Genomic DNA, 15,683 nt, shown 5'->3' with positions numbered 1-15,683 from the left:
AGGGTCACCGCTTCAGCCACTTCACCTCGTACGCGCCCATGTCGAACTTCTCGCCGTCGATGTCCGCACTGATCTTGCGGTCGAGCGTGTTGACCACGAGCACCGCCTTGTCGTCGGCCAGCACCCGGACGTTCGGCTTGTCGTCCGCCGCGACGGACACCGTCTCGTACGCCGTGCCCGGCGGGAACTCCTCGCCGAACCGGGACAGCAGGCCGTACATGGGCAGCGCCCCGCCACCGTCCCGCTTGTCCGTCGGGGACCAGAGGCACCCCGGACACTCGGGCCCCTTCTCCTCCTCCGGATTCCAGTAGAACCCGGAGGTCGCCCCGCCCCGAGCCATGGCCATCAACCCGGCGGCATGGACGGCGACGCGGCGGTTCTCGGACCAGCCGGCACGGTTGTCGTCGGCGTCGGCGGGCTCCACGTAGTACTCGGCCCACCACAGCGGCAGCCCGGCGGAGCGTTCCCGCACCCACTCGCTGACGGCCGTGAACTTCTCCGTGGCCGCGAACTCGTCCGGCAGCAGATCGTCGTCCTGGGTGTAACTGGACCCGTCCACCACCACGAAGTCCGCGCCGGCCTTGTTCTTGTTCCAGTAGTCGAAGGCGTCGAGGACCCGCTGGTCCATGGCGCCCCACGGGCCCTTCAACGACGTCGAGGCGTCCTGCTGCTGACGCGGGTCGAGACTGTCCATGACCAGGTACGGCCCGCCGACCATGATGTCCTTGTCGACCTTCTTCAGGGCCTTGTGGACGAGGTTGTACAGCTCGGTGTACCCCTCGTAGTCCCAGCGGGCCTCGGCGTTGTTCCAGAAGCCCTTGAACTCGTTCCAGACGATGAAGTGCCGTACGTCGGGGTAGCGCTTGGCGACGGTCGCGGCGAGGGCGGCGTAGTCCTCGAAGTGCTCGGGCTCCGGCGCGGTCTCCAGGGCGCTCTGGCTCCAGTCGGTGCTGTCGGCGCCGGACTTGCCGCCCTTCATCCAGTCGGGGGCACAGCACAGGGTGACGACGGGCGTGCCGCCGGTGGCGCGGACGAAGTCGACGCGCCGGTCCATCTCCTCGAAGTCGTAACGCCCCTCGACGGGTTCGGGGTTGCCGGCGCCCCAGCCCATGATGTGCTGGATCTGCGGCAGGGGCTGCTCGCCGAGCCGCTTCTCGACCCGTTCGACAGCGGCCTCGCTGCCCTCGTCGGCACTGAACTGGGTGTGGGTGAAGCCCCACCCCACATCGGGTCCCGGGGCCCCGGACGGGGTGGCGGGTGTGCCGTGCACCTTGTCGCCGTCGGGCGAGGTGCCGGCGGTGCTGCCGTCCCCCGGAAGCGTGTTGAGCAAGGTCACGACCAGGGCGAGAGCGGCCGCCCCCACGCCGAGAAGCGCGGTGAGCCGCCACCGCCGCTCCCCCGAAAACCACCCATGACGTCCCATCATGGGCAACAGTAACCGCGCGGACCGGTGGTAGGGGAGCTTCCGCCGGTGAACTCCTGGGCAATCGGACCGACCGTGGGGGCGGGGAGCGCGCTCCGGCGGACACGACCGGCGCACCACGGAAAGCGGATGCGAGCGGACACGCCTCGCACTGCGGAAAGCGGATGCACGGGGAGCCCTCGGTGACAGATCATGGCGGCATGTCCGCCAACCCACACGACGCACTGCCGATCCGGCTCAACGTCGACGACAGCGACTCCCCGTCCGATGTCGTCGACGCGCTGTTCCTCGGCCGTTTCGCGACGGGCGAGCAGCCGTACGCACACGCGGCGAACATCGACCGGGTACGGTCCGGGGCCACGCTGCTGCCACCGGGCGCCCGGCTGCTGCGCGCCGCGCGGGACGACGACCGCAGCGCGACCCTCGCCGAGGGCGACGGCTGGACCGTGCTGATCTCCCGCTGGAACCGGGGCGCCGACGTCACGGTGACCGCGACCACCGCCGAGCTGGCGGAGAAGGTGCTCGGCCAGGCCACCGACGGCGCGGCCGACGAACCCGAGCCGCAGCCGGAGAACGTGACGATGGGCTTCTGGTACGTCTCGCCCCGGCGGGGCCCGCACCGCACGACCCGGCAGATCTCGGCGGGCACCTGGGAAGAGGTACGGCCGAACTACACGGCCCCGGTGGCGGACGCGATGGACCACCTGATGAAGACGACCCCCGAGGACATCGCGGGCCGCCTCCTGCTGCTGCACGGCCCGCCCGGCACCGGCAAGACCTCCGCCCTGCGCACGCTGGCCCGCTCCTGGCGGGACTGGTGCCAGGTCGACTGCGTCCTGGACCCCGAGCGGCTCTTCTCCGACGTCGGCTATCTGATGGACATCGCGATCGGCGAGGAGGACTCGGCGGGCAAGGGCCGCTGGCGCCTGCTGCTCCTGGAGGACTGCGACGAGCTGATCCGCGGCGAGGCCAAGCACACGGCGGGCCAGGCGCTCTCCCGGCTGCTGAACCTGACGGACGGCCTGCTCGGCCAGGGCCGCAACGTCCTGGTCGGCGTGACCACCAACGAGGACCTGGAGCGCCTGCACCCCGCCGTGGTCCGCCCCGGCCGCTGCCTCGCCCGTATCGAGGTGGGCGCCCTGACCCGCGCGGAGGCGGTCGGCTGGCTCGGCACGGAGGAAGGTGTCGGCCGCGAGGGCGCGACGCTGGCGGAGCTGTACGCGCTGCGTCGCGGTACGTCACCCACATCGGTGCCGGAGCCACGCGACGGCGCGGCCGCGGGCCTGTATCTGTAGCGCTGTAGCTGTAGTACCCGCTGGTGCTTCACCTGGAGTGCTTTGATGGATATATGACCCTGTTCGTCGGCACTTCGGGGTGGCAGTACAAGGACTGGCGGGGCGCCCTCTACCCGCAGGGCCGCCCCACCCGGCTCTGGCTGGAGGAGTACGCGGCCCGTTTCGCGACGGTCGAGATCAACAACGCGTTCTACCGGCTGCCGACGCGGGAGAACTTCGAGGCGTGGCGGGCACGGGTGCCGGAGGACTTCGTGGTCGCGGTGAAGGCCAGCCGGTACCTCACCCACATCAAGCGGCTGCGGGACCCCGAGGAGCCGGTGAACCGCCTCATGAGCCACGCGGAGGGCCTGGGTGACTGCCTGGGCCCGATCCTGCTCCAGCTGCCGCCGACGCTGCGGGCCGACGCGGGTCTCCTGGACACCTGCCTCGGCTGCTTCCCCGCCGGCACCCGGATCGCGGTCGAGCCCCGCCACGACTCCTGGTGGACGCCCGAGGTCCGCGAGGTACTGGAGTCCCACCACGCGGCCCTGTGCTGGGCCGACGCGCACTCCCGCCCGACGACCCCGCTATGGCGCACCACCGACTGGGCCTACCTCCGCCTCCACCAGGGCCGAGCCCACCCCTGGCCGCACTACGGCCGCCAAGCCCTGACCACCTGGGCCGACCGCCTCGCCGCCACGTGGCCCGCCCGCGCCGACGTGTACGTCTACTTCAACAACGACCCCGGCGCGGCGGCCGTGGAGGACGCGACGACGTTCGCCCGGGCGGCGAGAAGAGCGGGCCTGAACCCGACACGAACACCGGACCGCCTGGCGCGGGCGTAGCGGGCTCTTCCCTCTCCAGCCCTCGCTAGTCCGTGTACGCCGCCCGCAGGGCATCTCGGGCCGCGGCCAACGCGTCCGCCTCGCTCAGCCCGAGTCGGCGCACCCGCTCGGCGTACGCTCCGGCGGCCGTCGCGGCCTCGCGCTCCGCGGCCGAGCCGGCGGCAGCCACGAACGTTCCGTTGCGCCCCCGAGTCTCGATCACCCCGTCCGTCTCCAGCGCCCGATACGCCTTGGCGACGGTGTTGGCGGCGAGCCCGAGCTGCTCGGCGAGTCCCCGTACGGTGGGCAGCCGATATCCCACGGGGAGTCCGCCGGAGCGGGCCTGTTCCGAGATCTGGGCGCGCACCTGTTCGTAGGGCGCGACCCCCTCTGCGATGCGAATCTTCAAGGTCACGCGGCGATTGTCCCGTACCCGCCGGAAAATCGGAGGCGACCGCCGAGGCCGCCCGCGTAGCGTGCGCTCACATGACATTGATCGTTCGCGACCTCCGTGCCGCAGACCCCGCGGACGCCGAGGCCTTCGCCGACGTACGCAGGCTCGCCCTCCCCTTCATGGTCAGTACCGTCGAGTCCCTGCTCCACGACGCCACGCGCACGGCGCCCGAGGCCCACTACCAGCAGCTGGTCGCCGAGGCGGACGGCCAGGTGATCGGCACCGCGCAGCTGCACATCGCCCATGAAAGCCCCGTACCGGGCCAGGGCAAACTCAATGTCTATGTGCACCCGGAGCATCTGCGCCGGGGCGCGGGCGGTCTGCTGGTGCGCGCCGCCGAGGAGCGGCTGACGGCGGTGGGGGCGACGAAGCTGTTCTCCTGGGTGCTGGACTCCCCGGAGAACCGCGCGTTCGCCGAGCGGCGCGGCTACACGGCCGGCCGCTCCGCCCACTTCCTCCGCCTGGACCTGGCCCACGGCACTCTCCCCCCGCTCCAGGTCCCGCCCGAGGGCGTCGAACTGCGCACGGCCGCCGACTTCGCCGACGACCCGCGTCCCCTGTTCGACCTGGACGCGGAGACGACGGCCGACGAACCTGGTGACGTGGAGGCGGAGCTGGACGACTACGAGCAGTGGGTCGAGGAGACCTATCGCCATCCGCTGCTGGACCACTCGCTGAGTACGGTGGTCGTCGTGGACGGCGCGCTCGCCGCGTTCACCGCCGTCCGCACGGACGGCCGGGACCGCTACTTCACCGGTATGACGGGCACCGCCCGCGCCTTCCGGGGCCGGGGTCTGGCCAAGCTCGCCAAGAACGACTCCCTGCACCGCGCCCGCGCCGCCGGTTACACGGCCGCGTTCACCGGCAACGACGCCGACAACGGGCCGATGCTCGCGGTCAACAAGTGGTTCGGTTACGAAGTGTGCGCGACGGAGGTGCGTCATGTCCGCGAAATCGGCTGAGACCACGGGCGGTTCCACCGCCGGGGAACTGGACGTCGTACTGCTCAAGGCGGGCCGTCTGAAGATCCGTTACCCCGCGCGGCTGTTGAGCGACGACGGCACCCGGATCGCGGTCCGCGCCTCCTGGGCGAGTCCGGGCGTACGGGACTTCGGTTTCGTACGGTTCGGGCCCGGTGACGTCTTCACCGAGTACTACTGGCGCGACCGGTGGTACGCCGTGAAGGAGGTCCGTGACGCGCGGGGCGGGCTGAAGGGCTGGTACTGCGATGTCACCCGCCCGGCCGCCCTTTGCAGGGGTGAGCTCGTCGTGGAGGACCTCGACCTCGACCTGTGGCGCTCCGCGGACGGCACGACCGTACTGCGGCTGGACGAGGACGAGTTCGAGGAGAGCGGCCTGCGGACCACGGACCCGGAGGCCGCGGCGGCCGCCGTCGCCGCCCTGGACGAGTTGGAGGCGTTCGCCACCGCCGAAGGCGGCCTGGAGTCGCTGCTGACGTAGCCGGTCAGAGACGGGCCAGTACCGCGTACCGCTCATCCTCGACCTTCCGTCCCCACAGCCGTGTGTCGTCCCCCAGCGGGTGCACCACCGCGTCGGACACCAGCGGCGCGACCAGCTCGTACAGCCGCTCGGCGGGTATGCCGACCGGGCTCACCGTGCCCCACACCCCTTCGACCAGTACGAGCCGCCCCCCGGGGCGCAGCAGCCCGCACCAGTGGCGCAGGACGCGCCCGGGGTCGGGCAGTGTCCACAGGAGGTGGCGGACGAGGACGACGTCGAACCGCTCCTCCCCCACGGGCGGTGCCGCCGCGTCGCCGACGAGGAAGACGGCGGGACGCCCGGCCAGTTTGGCGCGGGCGAGGGCGACCATGGCCGGGGAAGTGTCGACTCCGGTCACCCGGTGACCCTGCTCGGTCGCGAGGAGTGACAGGCTGCCGGTGCCGCAGCCGAGGTCCAGTACGTCGCGGGCGCGGCTCGGCAGCCAGTCGCGCAGCCGGGCCGCCCAGGCCTCCCGGACGACGGGATCGCGCAGGCCGTGATCGGGTTCGTCGTCGAAAGCGGCGGCCTCCGCATCCCAGTCGACAGCCTGGGACGGGGTGTTCGAGGGGTCGTCCACCGCCGGGTTCTTCGGTGTTTCAAGGCCTCGGGAGGTTTCACCGTCGTCGATGTTGGTCATGCCGCCAGAGTGACACCTGCCACTGACAGTCCAGATGGTGACAGCCGCCACTGACAGAGCACGAACGATGAGGAACGCTCCCGGAAAGGGTCTACCTCCGTGAAACCGCGGAACCCGGTAGACGCAAGGAGGCAGCCATGCGCCGTACGACCGTGCAGAAGCCCCTGAGGAAGTCCACGTCCCGCCGCGTGCGGGACGAGGCCGACGAACGCCCCGTCGAGCGCCGGGAAGTGCGAAAGGACATCGCGCGCACCTGGTGGCCGGACGGCTGAGCAGCCGCGGTCCGTGACCGTGGGGCCGGCCGCGAGGCCGGCCATCGGACGTTTTGGAGGTGCGGGGCCTCGCGTCATGACGTGGTGGGCCGCGCCAGTGTCCGGTTCAGCAGGTCCAGCAGGGCGGTCCAGTGGCGTTCCGCCGCCTCGGCGTCGTAGGCGGCGGTGTCGGACTGTGTGTAGCCGTGCGACGCGCCCTTGTACACCTCGGTGCGGTGGCGGACACCCGCCTCGGTGAGCGTCTTGTCCAGCAGGTCCATCTGCTCCGGCGGCATGGACGCGTCCTCGTCGGCGTGGCCGAAGTACAGCTCTCCGGTGATCCGGGACGCCGCCAGGTGCGGGCTGTCGGGGGCGTCGGTCGCCAGACGACCGGCGTGGAACCCGGCCGCGGCGGCGACCCGCTCCGGGAAGGCGCCGGCGGTGCGCAGGGCCAGCCCGGCGCCCATGCAGTAGCCGGTGATGCCGACGGGTCCGGCGACTGTCCGCGGGCTGTCGGCCAGCCACCCCAGGTACGCCGCCGCGTCCCGCAGCGCCATTTCGGGCGTCAGCGCCTGCACGACCGGAGCGATCAGCCCCCACAGCTCCGGACGCGCCGCCGGGTCGATGAACTCGGGCAGGTCGAACACGGGGGCCCGTCCCGCGCGGTAGATGACATTGGGTACGAGGACCGTGTACCCGGCACCGGCCAGCCGGTCGGCCATCGCCTTCAGATGCGGGCGCACTCCGAACGCGTCCATGTAGAACAGGACCGCAGGATGCGGGGCGTCGTCGTCGGGGTGGACGAGGTAGGCGTCGGCGATGCCGTCCTCGGTGGCGATGTCCACGGTTGTTCCGCGTACGGCGGTGGTCATGGGCGCTCCTCTGCTTCTCTCCGGCTGGTCACTGGTCCTCAACCGGTCGTCAACTGGCGCGGGCAGTCGGATTGTTCCGCGTCCAGGTAAGAAACCGATCACCGGCCCACATGAGAAGCCCCGTTCCTCAGCCCCCGGTTAGCCCTTCCTCAACGCCACCATAAGGATCTCCCGCACCCGCCTTCAGCAGGCGATCCCGCGGTTTCCCGGGGCTAGCTTGCTGGTGAGCGGGTCGCCCAGCGCCATGCGAAGGGGCCCCTGGAGCCCGCCGTCGCCCCACGACCGGCGGTCGGCACGGCCGCCGGCGACTTCCGGGGCCTGTCCGGCGGCTCAGGCAGGACAGGCCCCGGCTGTACGTGCACGTGTCAGCCGACGACCGAGAGGCAGGTCGTCGGGGTGGCGTAGGCCGGGTCGAGGGCGTTGGCCACCTCGTGGAACGCGATGCGGTCGAGGAGCCCGATCGCCGCGTGCTCGGAGAGGTCGAGTGCGCAGAGGTCCTGGATGACGATGTTGCGCACATCGGGCCCGTCGAGGAACTGGGACCGGTACGGCGTGACCACCTCGTCGTACTTGGTGGCGAGGACCGTGTAGGTGACGCCCGGGACGGTGTCGCCGCCCGCGTTGAGCTTGGTCATGAAGGCGGACCCGGCCACCTGGTCGGCGAGGGCCGGGGTGGCGGTGGAGAGCAGGTCGCCGGCGCCGGGGAAGTGGTCGAGGAGTTGGGTGAGACCGTTCAGGGTGGTGCCGTGGTTGGAGGGCGCGATCCCGACGAGGGCGTTCACCTCGGCGGCTCCGCCGAGGAACTTGAGGTAGTAGCGGGGCATCATGCCGCCCTGCGAGTGCCCGACGAGGTCGGCCTCGGCGGCGCCGGTCGCGGCGAGCACCTGGTCGACGAAGGTGTCGAGCTGCTCGGCCGACTTGTCGATCGGGCCGAGTCCGTTGAAGAAGGGGACGCCGGGCAGTTGCCCGTAGTCGAGGGCGTAGACGCAGTAACCGCGGTTCACGAGGTACGGCGCGAGGCCCAGCCAGTTGTCGACGGAGTTCGCGAAGGTGCCGTGGACGAGGACGACGGGCCGGGGGTGGGCGCCGGAGGGCTTGCAGGAGTAGTCGTTCAGGCCACGGCTCGGAGCGGCGGCCGTCTCGGCCGCCTCGGCGGCGGTGGCCGGGACGACGGTGGCCGCGGCGGCCAGACACAGGGCGGCCAGGGGTCTGACCAGGCGCTTCCAGGGCAGCATCGGGTGATCTCCTTGCGGCTCAAGGGACGTGCGACGACGTTCGCCCTGTGATCCGGATCACGAGGATGCTGTTCTTGTTCGCCAAGTTACGGGCGAGTAGGAAAAGTGGGAAGTTGCGTGTCAGTAAAAACTTCAAGTGATGACGGTGGCGACGGTGGGCACTGACACGTGACGTCCAACCGTCACCAGGCGGGCCTGATGGGGCCGTAGGGCGCGATGCGCAGCAATTGGTCACGCAACACCCGCATTTCACCCTCCCCGCCGAGCGATTCGGCCCACACCCCGACGGCCTCGGCCGCCGCCTCCTCCGCCGCCCGGGTACAGGCCCAGCCGCGCTCGGTCAGCACGACCAGCCGGGCACGGGCGTCCCGCGGATGCGGCCGCCGCTCGGCGTACCCCTTGCGCACAAGCTCCTCGACGAGCTGACTGGCGGCCTGCTTGGTCACCCCGAGATGGGCGGCGAGGTCGGTGACCGTCGCACCGTCCGGGGCGAGCCGGGTGAACGCGAACCCGTACGCGGGCCGCCCCTCGAAGCCGCGGGCGACGACGCCCTCGTCGATACGCCGCGTCAGATCACCGGCGGCGGCGAGCAGGGCGGCGGCCAGAGTCAGGGCTTCGGAGTTCTGCACGCCTGCATTGAAACACCCTTGACGAATTGGTCAAGCGGCTTGACCATGGGGTTATATAGTCAAGCTGCTTGACCAATTCCCGGAGGCCTCGTATGCCCGTCGTCCGCTCGTCCGAAGCCGTCACCCACGAGATCCACGGCGCCCGCTTCGTCTCGTACGCCACGCCCGGCACCGGCAGCAAGGAGCTGGCCGCCTGGCGGGGCGAGGTCCCGCCGGGGACCAAGGCGCCGGCGCACACCGTCAACAAGGAGGAGATCCTTCATCTGCTCAGCGGGGAGCTGCTGGTCACACTCGACGGCCGCACCGACCGCGTCGCCGCGGGCGACACCCTGATCATCAACCCGGGCGCGACCCTCGCCGTCGAGAACCCCACGACGGAGACCGCCGTCACCTGGGTCACCACCTCCCTCGGCCTGGAGGCGGTGCTGGCCGACGGCACGCGGATCGTGCCACCGTGGGCCAACTGACGAGCCTCGACAAGGAGTTACGCGGCCAGCGTCCCCAAGGTCACCGCGTGCGGTCCGAACTTCGCGCGGGCGCGGTCGGCGACCTCCTCGATGCGGCGGAGCTTCTCGTCGACGGGGTCGAAGGCGAGCTGGTGGGAGGCCTGGTCGGCGGGGGCCAGGCCCTCGGCGCGCAGGGCGATCGCGCGGACGCGGGCGCGCTGGAGGCCGAGGGCGTCGTACATGGCGTAGGCCACCGAGGTCAGCGCCGGGGAGTGGGCGGTCGGCTCCTTGAGGGTGCGGGTGCGGGTCGTCGAGATGCGGGTCCCCCCGTTCGGGCCTGTCCGAGAGCTCGCGAGGTCGGCGTAGCGGACGGTGAGGGTCAGGGTGCGGCAGACCTTCTCCAGGGCGCGCAGCCGGGAGCCCAGTTCCTCGGTGCCGGCGAGCAGGGCGCGGCGGTGCCGGTCGGGGTTCAACTCGTCGCGAGGGAAGGGCTGTTCGGTGGCGAGAGAGCGGGCGACGGCGTTCGGTACGACCCGGCCGCGGTCGACGCCGTTCGCCTGCTCGTGCAGTTCGCGGCCGGCCCGTGCGCCGACCAGGCGCTGGAGTGTGGACAGGGGCGCGGTGGCGACCCGGCCGAGGGTGTCGAGGCCGTACTCGCAGAGCGTGCGGGCGGTCGCGGTGCCGACGCCGGGCAGCGCGGCGACGGGCAGCTCGGCGAGGAAGTCCACGACGAGGTCCTCGGGCACCACGCACGGCGCCCCGGGCGCCGCCGCCCCCAGCGCCAGCCGCGCCGGCAGCGGTCCGGGTCCGGCGCCGATCACGCAGTCGACGCCGTAGAGCGCGAGGGCGCGGACCCGGATCAGCCGGGCCAGCTCCTCGGCGTCCCGGCCGAAGTAGCGCTCGGCGCCCCGCAGATCGGCCAGCGCGCCGTCCGGCGGCAGCGCCTCCACGACCGGGGTGAAGTCCTCAAGCAGGCCGAGGAGCCCGGGCAGGGCCGCCTCGTACCCCGGCGGCAGCTGGAAACGTACGCAGAGGATGGTCATCCCGCACTCCCTGGACTCTGGTGCCACAACTTCCGCATCTGGGAAGGACCTTGCGAGGCCTCTTCGCCCGCGGGCCGCAGATCGGCCCATGGGTGCATCTCGTAGCCGGTGGGCATGCGGATACGGCGCCCGGTGCCGCCGCGTCCGCCGCCGGGGGCGCCACCGGTGTCCACGGGCTCCGCCACCGGCTCCGCCAGCCGTGGCGCCACCGCGTCGAGGCCGCCCTCGCGCCGCAGCTCCACCAGCTCGGCGAGGTTCCAGACGGCCGCGCCCACCACGCTGAGGCTGCGCGGGCCGCGCCGCTGCACCACCCCGCGCACCAGCAGCAGCCAGGAGTGGAAGACGGTGTGGGCGCAGGCGTCGTGGGAGTCGTCGAAGAAGGCGAGGTCGACCAGGCCGGTGCCGTCGTCGAGGGTGGTGAAGATGACCCGTTTGCCGGAGCGGATCGGCGGGGTCTGGGTCGCCGCCTTGGCCCCCGCGACCAGCACCGTCTCCCCGTGCCGTGCCTCGCGCAGCCGCCGCGCCGACACCACGCCCAGTTCGTTGAGGAACTCCCGGTGGTCGTCCATCAGATTGCGTGAGACATCCATGGAGAGCACGCCCAGTTCGGCGCTGAGCCGCTCGGCCGAGGACAGGTCGGGCAGCCCGGCGGACGCGGTCCTCCGGCCGCCGGACAGCGGGAGTTGACCTCCGCCCACCCCTCTCGAACCTCGGTGCAGCTCGGCCAGGTGCAGTTGCAGATCACGCCGGTTGGCCCCGAAGGAGTCCAACGCGCCTACCTGCGCCAGCCTTTGAGCGAGCGGACGGCTCGGCCGCGCCCGCTCCCAGAAGTCCAGCAGCGAGGCGTACGGCTGTCCGTCCGCGATCCGCGCCGCCTCGGCCTCACTGATGCCGTGCACATCGGAGAGGGCCAACCGCAGCCCCCAGCCCCCGGACTTCCCCGATTCAGACACCAGTTCGATACGGTGGGCGACCGCCGACCGGTTCACGTCCAACGGCAGGATCGGCACCCCGCGCCGCCGCGCGTCCGCCAGCAGCAGCCGCTTCGGGTACATCCCGGGGTCGTGCGTGAGCAGCCCCGCGTAGAACGCCGCCGGATGGTGCGCCTTCAGCCACGCCGACTGATACGTCGGCACCGCGAACGCCACCGCGTGCGCCTTGCAGAAGCCGTACGACCCGAAGGCCTCGACGATCTCCCAGGTCCGGGCGATCGTCTCGGCGTCGTACCCCTTCGCGGCCGCGTGCTGCGCGAACCAGACCCGGATCCGCCCCTGCGACTCCGGGTCGGAGAGCCCGCGCCGCACCCGGTCGGCCTCGTCCCGGCCGCAGTCGGTCATGGTGTGCACGATGTCGATGATCTGCTCGTGGAAGACGACCACGCCGTACGTCTCCCGCAACGGCTCCGCCAGGTCCTCGTGCGGGTAGCGGACCGGCGCCCGGCCGTGCCGGGCCGCGATGAACGGCCGCACCATGTCGGCGGCGACCGGACCTGGCCGGAAGAGGGAGATGTCCACCACGAGGTCATGGAAGGTGGCCGGCTGAAGCCGCCCCACCAGGTCCCGCTGCCCCGGCGACTCGATCTGGAAGCAGCCCAGCGTCTCGGTGGAACGGATGAGCCGGTACGTCGCCGGGTCGCCGTCGCCGCGCTCGAAGTCGAGGGCGTCCAGATCGACCCGCTCCCCCGTCGCCCGCGCCACCTCCGCCACCGCGTGCGCCATCGCCGACTGCATCCGCACGCCCAGCACATCGAGCTTGAGCAGCCCGAGGTCCTCGACGTCGTCCTTGTCGAACTGGGACATGGGGAACCCCTCGCCGCTGGTCGGCATCACCGGCGTACGGGCGAGGAGGGAGGCGTCGGAGAGGAGTACTCCGCACGGGTGCATGGCGACTCCGCGCGGGAGGGCGTCGAGCGCCTCCACCAGCTCCCACAGCCGGCCGTACTTCTCCTTCTCCCCCGCCAGCCGCCTGAGTTCGGGCAGCTCTTCGAGCGCCGCGCGCGCGTCACGGGCCCGGATGTGCGGGAAGGACTTGGCGATCCTGTCGATGTCGGCGGGGTCCATGGAGAGGGCCGCGCCCACGTCGCGGACGGCGTGGCGGACGCGGTACGTCTCCGGCATCGCGACGGTCGCGACCCGCTCGGTGCCGAAGCGGCCGATGATCGCGCGGTAGACCTCAAGGCGGCGTGCGGACTCCACGTCGATGTCGATGTCGGGCAGCACGACCCGCCGTCTGGACAGGAACCGCTCCATCAGCAGGCCGTGTTCGACGGGGTCGGCGTGGGCGATACCGAGGAGGTGATTGACGAGGGAGCCGGCGCCGGAGCCGCGCGCGGCGACCCGGATACCCATCTCCCTTACATCATCGACCACTTGAGCGACCGTCAGGAAGTAGGAGGCGAAACCGTGGTGGGCGATGACGTCCAGCTCCTGGTGCATCCGCTCCCAGTAGTCATGCGGCTTCGGACCCCGGTCGTAGCCACGCGCCAGCATTCCCGCCGCCGCCCGCGAGGCCAGCGCCCGCTGAGCGGTGCGGCGGCCCGCGCCGACGAGGTGCGGCTCGGGGAAGCGGACGGTGCCGAGGCCGAGGTCGTCCTCCGGGTCGACCAGACACTCGGCGGCCGTGGCGCGGGTCTGCTCCAGCAGGCGGTACGCGGCGCTGCGGCGGTAGCCGGCGGCCTCCACGATCCGCTCGGCGACGGCCAGCATGGCGTCCGCGCCCTTGAGCCAGGCCTCCCCGGAGTCCAGCTCGCCTCGGGGGTCGACGGGGACGAGTCTGCGGGCCGCGTCCAGGACGTCGGCGACCGGGCCCATGCCGGGGTCGGCGTACCGGACAGCATTGCTGAGCACGGGCCGTACGCGCTGCTCGGCGGCGAAGCCGACGGTCCGGGCGGCCAGCCGGAGGGAGCCGGGGCCTGTGCCCTCGCGGCCGTGCCACACCGCTTCGAGGCGCAGCGCGTCGCCGTACATCTCCCGCCAGGGCGCGAGGAGCTTCGCCGCGCGGTCGGGGCGCCCGGCGGCCAGCGCGCTCCCCACGTCGGAGGCGGGGCCGAGCAGCACGGTCAGGCCCTCGGCGGCACACTCCGGCCGGGGCAGCAGCGGCGGAGCCGCACTCCTGCCCTCGCCACCGCTGCGGTCCGCATGCGCCGCTGAAACGATTCCGCACAGTCCGGCCCAGCCGGTCGCGCCCTCCCGGGCAAGGAACGTCACCCGAGGAGTCGACTCGTCGATGAAGGCACCGCCGCGCACGGGAGCGCGCCGCCGCGCTGTCCGCCGCACGGAAGGAGTGGGGTCCCCCACCGCCAGCTCCACCCCGAACAGCGGACGGATCCCCGCCTTCGCGCAGGCCTTGGCGAACCGGACGGAGCCCGCGAGGGTGTCCCGGTCGGTGAGCGCGAGGGCGTCCATGCCCCGCTCGGAGGCACGCTCGGCCAGCCGCTCCGGGTGCGAGGCGCCATAGCGCAGAGAGAACCCCGAGGCGGTGTGCAGATGCGCGAATCCCGACACACGCACCTCCCGCGCTCCATCACTCGATCTCGATCATTCGAACATCAGTTCACAGCCTCCCCGCCTCCACCATAGACCACTTTTCGAACTTCTGTGCGATGACCATCCGACCCCATCCCACCTGCGTAAACGCCGCCCGTCCCGAACGGGGAGGGGCCGCCATCACGGTGGTGATGGCGGCCCTGACACTGCTCGGCACTCAGCCGATCTCGGTGCCCGTGGCCGACAGCGCCTCGGTGACGGGCTGGAAGAAGGTCTCGCCACCCGAGGTGCAGTCGCCGCTGCCGCCGGAGGTGAGGCCGATGGCCTTGTCGCCCGAGAAGAGCGAGCCACCGCTGTCGCCGGGCTCGGCACAGACGTCGGTCTGGACGAGACCGTTGACGATGTCACCGCTGCCGTAGTTCACGGTGGCGTCCAGGCCGGTGACCGTGCCGCTGTGGACCTGGGTGGTCGAGCCGCTGCGGGTGACCTTCATGCCGACGGTCGCCTCGGCGGCCCCGCCGATGGCCTGGGTGGAGCCGTTGTAGAGGTTGACCTCGCTGGGGTGGTCGACCTCAGCGGTGTACTTGACCAGGCCGTAGTCGTTGTCCGGGAAGCTGGAGTCCTCGTTCTCGCCGATGACCTGCCCGCCGGCCGACCAGGTGGAGATGCCCTCGGTGCAGTGACCGGCCGTCAGGAAGTACGGCTCGCCGCCCTTGACCACGTTGAAGCCGAGGGAGCAGCGGCCGCTGCCGCCGGTGATGGCGTCGCCGCCCGCGACGAAGGCCTTGTACTCGCCCTCGGTGCGCTTGAGTTCGACCTTGGCGCCGAGGCCGTCCACGACCTTCGTCAATCTGGCCAGCTCGGTCTTGGAGACCGTGCGGTCCGCGGTGACGACGATCTTGTTGGTCGTCGGGTCGGTGGCCCAGGCGGTGCCGGGGATGGTGGCGTCCGCCTTGAGGGTCGTCCGGGCGCCCTTCAGCTCGGCGAGGGAGTTCTCGACGATGCGGGCCTCGGCACCGGCCGCCTCGACGGTCTCGGCGGCGGCCTTGTCGAGCACGTTCACCACGAGGAGCTTGCTCTTCGCGTCGTAGTACGTTCCCGCGGCGTCGGTGCCGAGGTCCGCGTCGAGGGTCAGGGCGAGCTTTCCGGCCGCCGTGATGGAGAGCGCTTTCGGCTCGGGGGTCGGCGCGGTCTCACTCGCGTTCGCAGTCTGGAAGGTGACTCCCGCGGCGACCAGTGCGGCGATGCCCGCACCCGTCACGACGGCACGGCGCCCGGGTATGCGTCGGTGCTTCAACTCGCGTCTTCCTGTGGGGGGTTGGCCGAGAGGGCGTGGGGACCCTCGCCGGCCGGAAGGCCTACGGGCAAGGAGGCGACGGACAACAAAAAATGCCGCGTCCATGCCAACTCTGCGGCGCCAACTATTCCTAGGCGCGCGGGGGGCACACAAGGTCGACTTCAGGCCGAGCGCACAACACGGGCGCACGCCCCCTATGTCATTACCGTCCGGTAACGCACCACGAGAATTCGCACTGCAAACACAGGAAGCAACCGCCTCCTACGCCACCGGTGAGGTCTAGTCCTGTCTTGAACCCAACCGTTCCTAGTGA

General features: G+C 71.5%; 15 protein-coding genes. 6 read left to right on the top strand and 9 right to left on the bottom strand.

Features of this window, described 5'->3' with window-relative positions; genetic code table 11:
• Positions 1 to 4: 4 nt before the first annotated feature.
• Complete coding sequence (locus tag I8N67_RS15200; RefSeq protein ID WP_200303709.1) at positions 5 to 1,423, bottom strand: GH39 family glycosyl hydrolase; 1,419 nt, start codon at positions 1,421 to 1,423, stop codon at positions 5 to 7.
• Positions 1,424 to 1,623: 200 nt separating this feature from the next.
• Between I8N67_RS15200 and I8N67_RS15195 the strand changes: the two genes are divergently transcribed.
• Both I8N67_RS15195 and I8N67_RS15190 read left to right on the top strand, forming a co-directional pair.
• Entirely contained in the window at positions 1,624 to 2,718 is a 1,095-nt protein-coding gene (locus I8N67_RS15195; RefSeq protein ID WP_200303622.1) for a DUF5925 domain-containing protein, read from the top strand.
• A gap of 53 nt (positions 2,719 to 2,771) precedes the next feature.
• The gene (locus I8N67_RS15190) at positions 2,772 to 3,542 is read left to right on the top strand and encodes a DUF72 domain-containing protein (RefSeq protein WP_200303621.1); all 771 of its coding nucleotides are present in this window, start codon (positions 2,772 to 2,774) and stop codon (positions 3,540 to 3,542) included.
• A 25-nt stretch (positions 3,543 to 3,567) separates the two neighbouring features.
• On the opposite strand, the gene I8N67_RS15185 is transcribed toward I8N67_RS15190, so the two are convergent.
• Positions 3,568 to 3,936 (bottom strand): GntR family transcriptional regulator, encoded by a 369-nt coding sequence (locus I8N67_RS15185; RefSeq protein WP_200303620.1) that lies wholly within the window; start codon positions 3,934 to 3,936, stop codon positions 3,568 to 3,570.
• A gap of 71 nt (positions 3,937 to 4,007) precedes the next feature.
• On the opposite strand from I8N67_RS15185, the gene I8N67_RS15180 reads away from it, so the two are divergent.
• Entirely contained in the window at positions 4,008 to 4,937 is a 930-nt protein-coding gene (locus I8N67_RS15180; RefSeq protein WP_200303619.1) for a GNAT family N-acetyltransferase, read from the top strand.
• Positions 4,918 to 5,436, top strand: coding sequence for a ribonuclease FAU-1 family protein (locus I8N67_RS15175; protein WP_200303618.1), 519 nt, complete (start codon positions 4,918 to 4,920; stop codon positions 5,434 to 5,436). Before I8N67_RS15180 ends, I8N67_RS15175 begins: the two co-directional genes overlap by 20 nt.
• Before the next feature lie 4 nt (positions 5,437 to 5,440).
• Here I8N67_RS15175 and I8N67_RS15170 read toward each other — a convergent pair whose 3' ends face one another.
• Positions 5,441 to 6,112 (bottom strand): class I SAM-dependent methyltransferase, encoded by a 672-nt coding sequence (locus tag I8N67_RS15170; protein WP_200303617.1) that lies wholly within the window; start codon positions 6,110 to 6,112, stop codon positions 5,441 to 5,443.
• Between the two features lie 137 nt (positions 6,113 to 6,249).
• Between I8N67_RS15170 and I8N67_RS43840 the strand changes: the two genes are divergently transcribed.
• Complete coding sequence (locus tag I8N67_RS43840) at positions 6,250 to 6,384, top strand: hypothetical protein (protein WP_086751667.1); 135 nt, start codon at positions 6,250 to 6,252, stop codon at positions 6,382 to 6,384.
• Between the two features lie 74 nt (positions 6,385 to 6,458).
• Here I8N67_RS43840 and I8N67_RS15165 read toward each other — a convergent pair whose 3' ends face one another.
• The 3 genes from I8N67_RS15165 to I8N67_RS15155 form a co-directional block, all read right to left on the bottom strand.
• Positions 6,459 to 7,235 (bottom strand): dienelactone hydrolase family protein, encoded by a 777-nt coding sequence (locus tag I8N67_RS15165; RefSeq protein ID WP_200303616.1) that lies wholly within the window; start codon positions 7,233 to 7,235, stop codon positions 6,459 to 6,461.
• A gap of 365 nt (positions 7,236 to 7,600) precedes the next feature.
• Entirely contained in the window at positions 7,601 to 8,470 is an 870-nt protein-coding gene (locus I8N67_RS15160) for an esterase/lipase family protein (RefSeq protein ID WP_200303615.1), read from the bottom strand.
• Between the two features lie 182 nt (positions 8,471 to 8,652).
• A complete protein-coding gene (locus I8N67_RS15155; RefSeq protein ID WP_200303614.1) occupies positions 8,653 to 9,099 on the bottom strand; it encodes a MarR family winged helix-turn-helix transcriptional regulator in 447 nt (148 codons plus the stop codon).
• 92 nt (positions 9,100 to 9,191) lie between these two features.
• Between I8N67_RS15155 and I8N67_RS15150 the strand changes: the two genes are divergently transcribed.
• Positions 9,192 to 9,566 (top strand): cupin domain-containing protein, encoded by a 375-nt coding sequence (locus tag I8N67_RS15150; protein WP_200303613.1) that lies wholly within the window; start codon positions 9,192 to 9,194, stop codon positions 9,564 to 9,566.
• Between the two features lie 17 nt (positions 9,567 to 9,583).
• Here the strand turns inward: I8N67_RS15150 and I8N67_RS15145 are convergent, their stop codons facing one another.
• The 3 genes from I8N67_RS15145 to I8N67_RS15135 all read right to left on the bottom strand — a co-directional run bounded on the left by I8N67_RS15145 (position 9,584) and on the right by I8N67_RS15135 (position 15,370).
• On the bottom strand, positions 9,584 to 10,588 hold the full coding sequence (locus tag I8N67_RS15145) for a DNA polymerase Y family protein (RefSeq protein WP_200303612.1): 1,005 nt from the start codon (positions 10,586 to 10,588) through the stop codon (positions 9,584 to 9,586).
• Positions 10,585 to 14,091: a DNA polymerase III subunit alpha gene (locus I8N67_RS15140; protein WP_200303708.1), complete on the bottom strand. Its 3,507-nt coding sequence runs from the start codon at positions 14,089 to 14,091 to the stop codon at positions 10,585 to 10,587. Before I8N67_RS15140 ends, I8N67_RS15145 begins: the two co-directional genes overlap by 4 nt.
• 199 nt (positions 14,092 to 14,290) lie before the next feature.
• A complete protein-coding gene (locus tag I8N67_RS15135) occupies positions 14,291 to 15,370 on the bottom strand; it encodes a S1 family peptidase (protein ID WP_234045734.1) in 1,080 nt (359 codons plus the stop codon).
• Between the last annotated feature and the right edge of the window lie 313 nt (positions 15,371 to 15,683).

This window comes from Streptomyces adelaidensis (assembly GCF_016598475.1).
GTDB classification, from domain to species: Bacteria; Actinomycetota; Actinomycetes; order Streptomycetales; family Streptomycetaceae; genus Streptomyces; species Streptomyces adelaidensis.
The sequence above is the reverse complement of the archived record's forward strand: the minus strand, read 5'-3'. Positions and strand labels throughout refer to the sequence as shown.

Excerpts from the sequence above, each read along its gene's own strand:
- I8N67_RS15200 (WP_200303709.1), bottom strand. The coding sequence starts at position 1,423 with ATGGGACGTCATGGGTGGTTTTCGGGGGAGCGGCGGTGGCGGCTCACC.
- I8N67_RS15195 (WP_200303622.1), top strand. The coding sequence starts at position 1,624 with ATGTCCGCCAACCCACACGACGCACTGCCGATCCGGCTCAACGTCGAC.
- I8N67_RS15190 (WP_200303621.1), top strand. The coding sequence starts at position 2,772 with ATGACCCTGTTCGTCGGCACTTCGGGGTGGCAGTACAAGGACTGGCGG.
- I8N67_RS15180 (WP_200303619.1), top strand. The coding sequence starts at position 4,008 with ATGACATTGATCGTTCGCGACCTCCGTGCCGCAGACCCCGCGGACGCC.
- I8N67_RS15175 (WP_200303618.1), top strand. The coding sequence starts at position 4,918 with ATGTCCGCGAAATCGGCTGAGACCACGGGCGGTTCCACCGCCGGGGAA.
- I8N67_RS15170 (WP_200303617.1), bottom strand. The coding sequence starts at position 6,112 with ATGACCAACATCGACGACGGTGAAACCTCCCGAGGCCTTGAAACACCG.
- I8N67_RS43840 (WP_086751667.1), top strand. The coding sequence starts at position 6,250 with ATGCGCCGTACGACCGTGCAGAAGCCCCTGAGGAAGTCCACGTCCCGC.
- I8N67_RS15165 (WP_200303616.1), bottom strand. The coding sequence starts at position 7,235 with ATGACCACCGCCGTACGCGGAACAACCGTGGACATCGCCACCGAGGAC.
- I8N67_RS15160 (WP_200303615.1), bottom strand. The coding sequence starts at position 8,470 with ATGCTGCCCTGGAAGCGCCTGGTCAGACCCCTGGCCGCCCTGTGTCTG.
- I8N67_RS15150 (WP_200303613.1), top strand. The coding sequence starts at position 9,192 with ATGCCCGTCGTCCGCTCGTCCGAAGCCGTCACCCACGAGATCCACGGC.
- I8N67_RS15145 (WP_200303612.1), bottom strand. The coding sequence starts at position 10,588 with ATGACCATCCTCTGCGTACGTTTCCAGCTGCCGCCGGGGTACGAGGCG.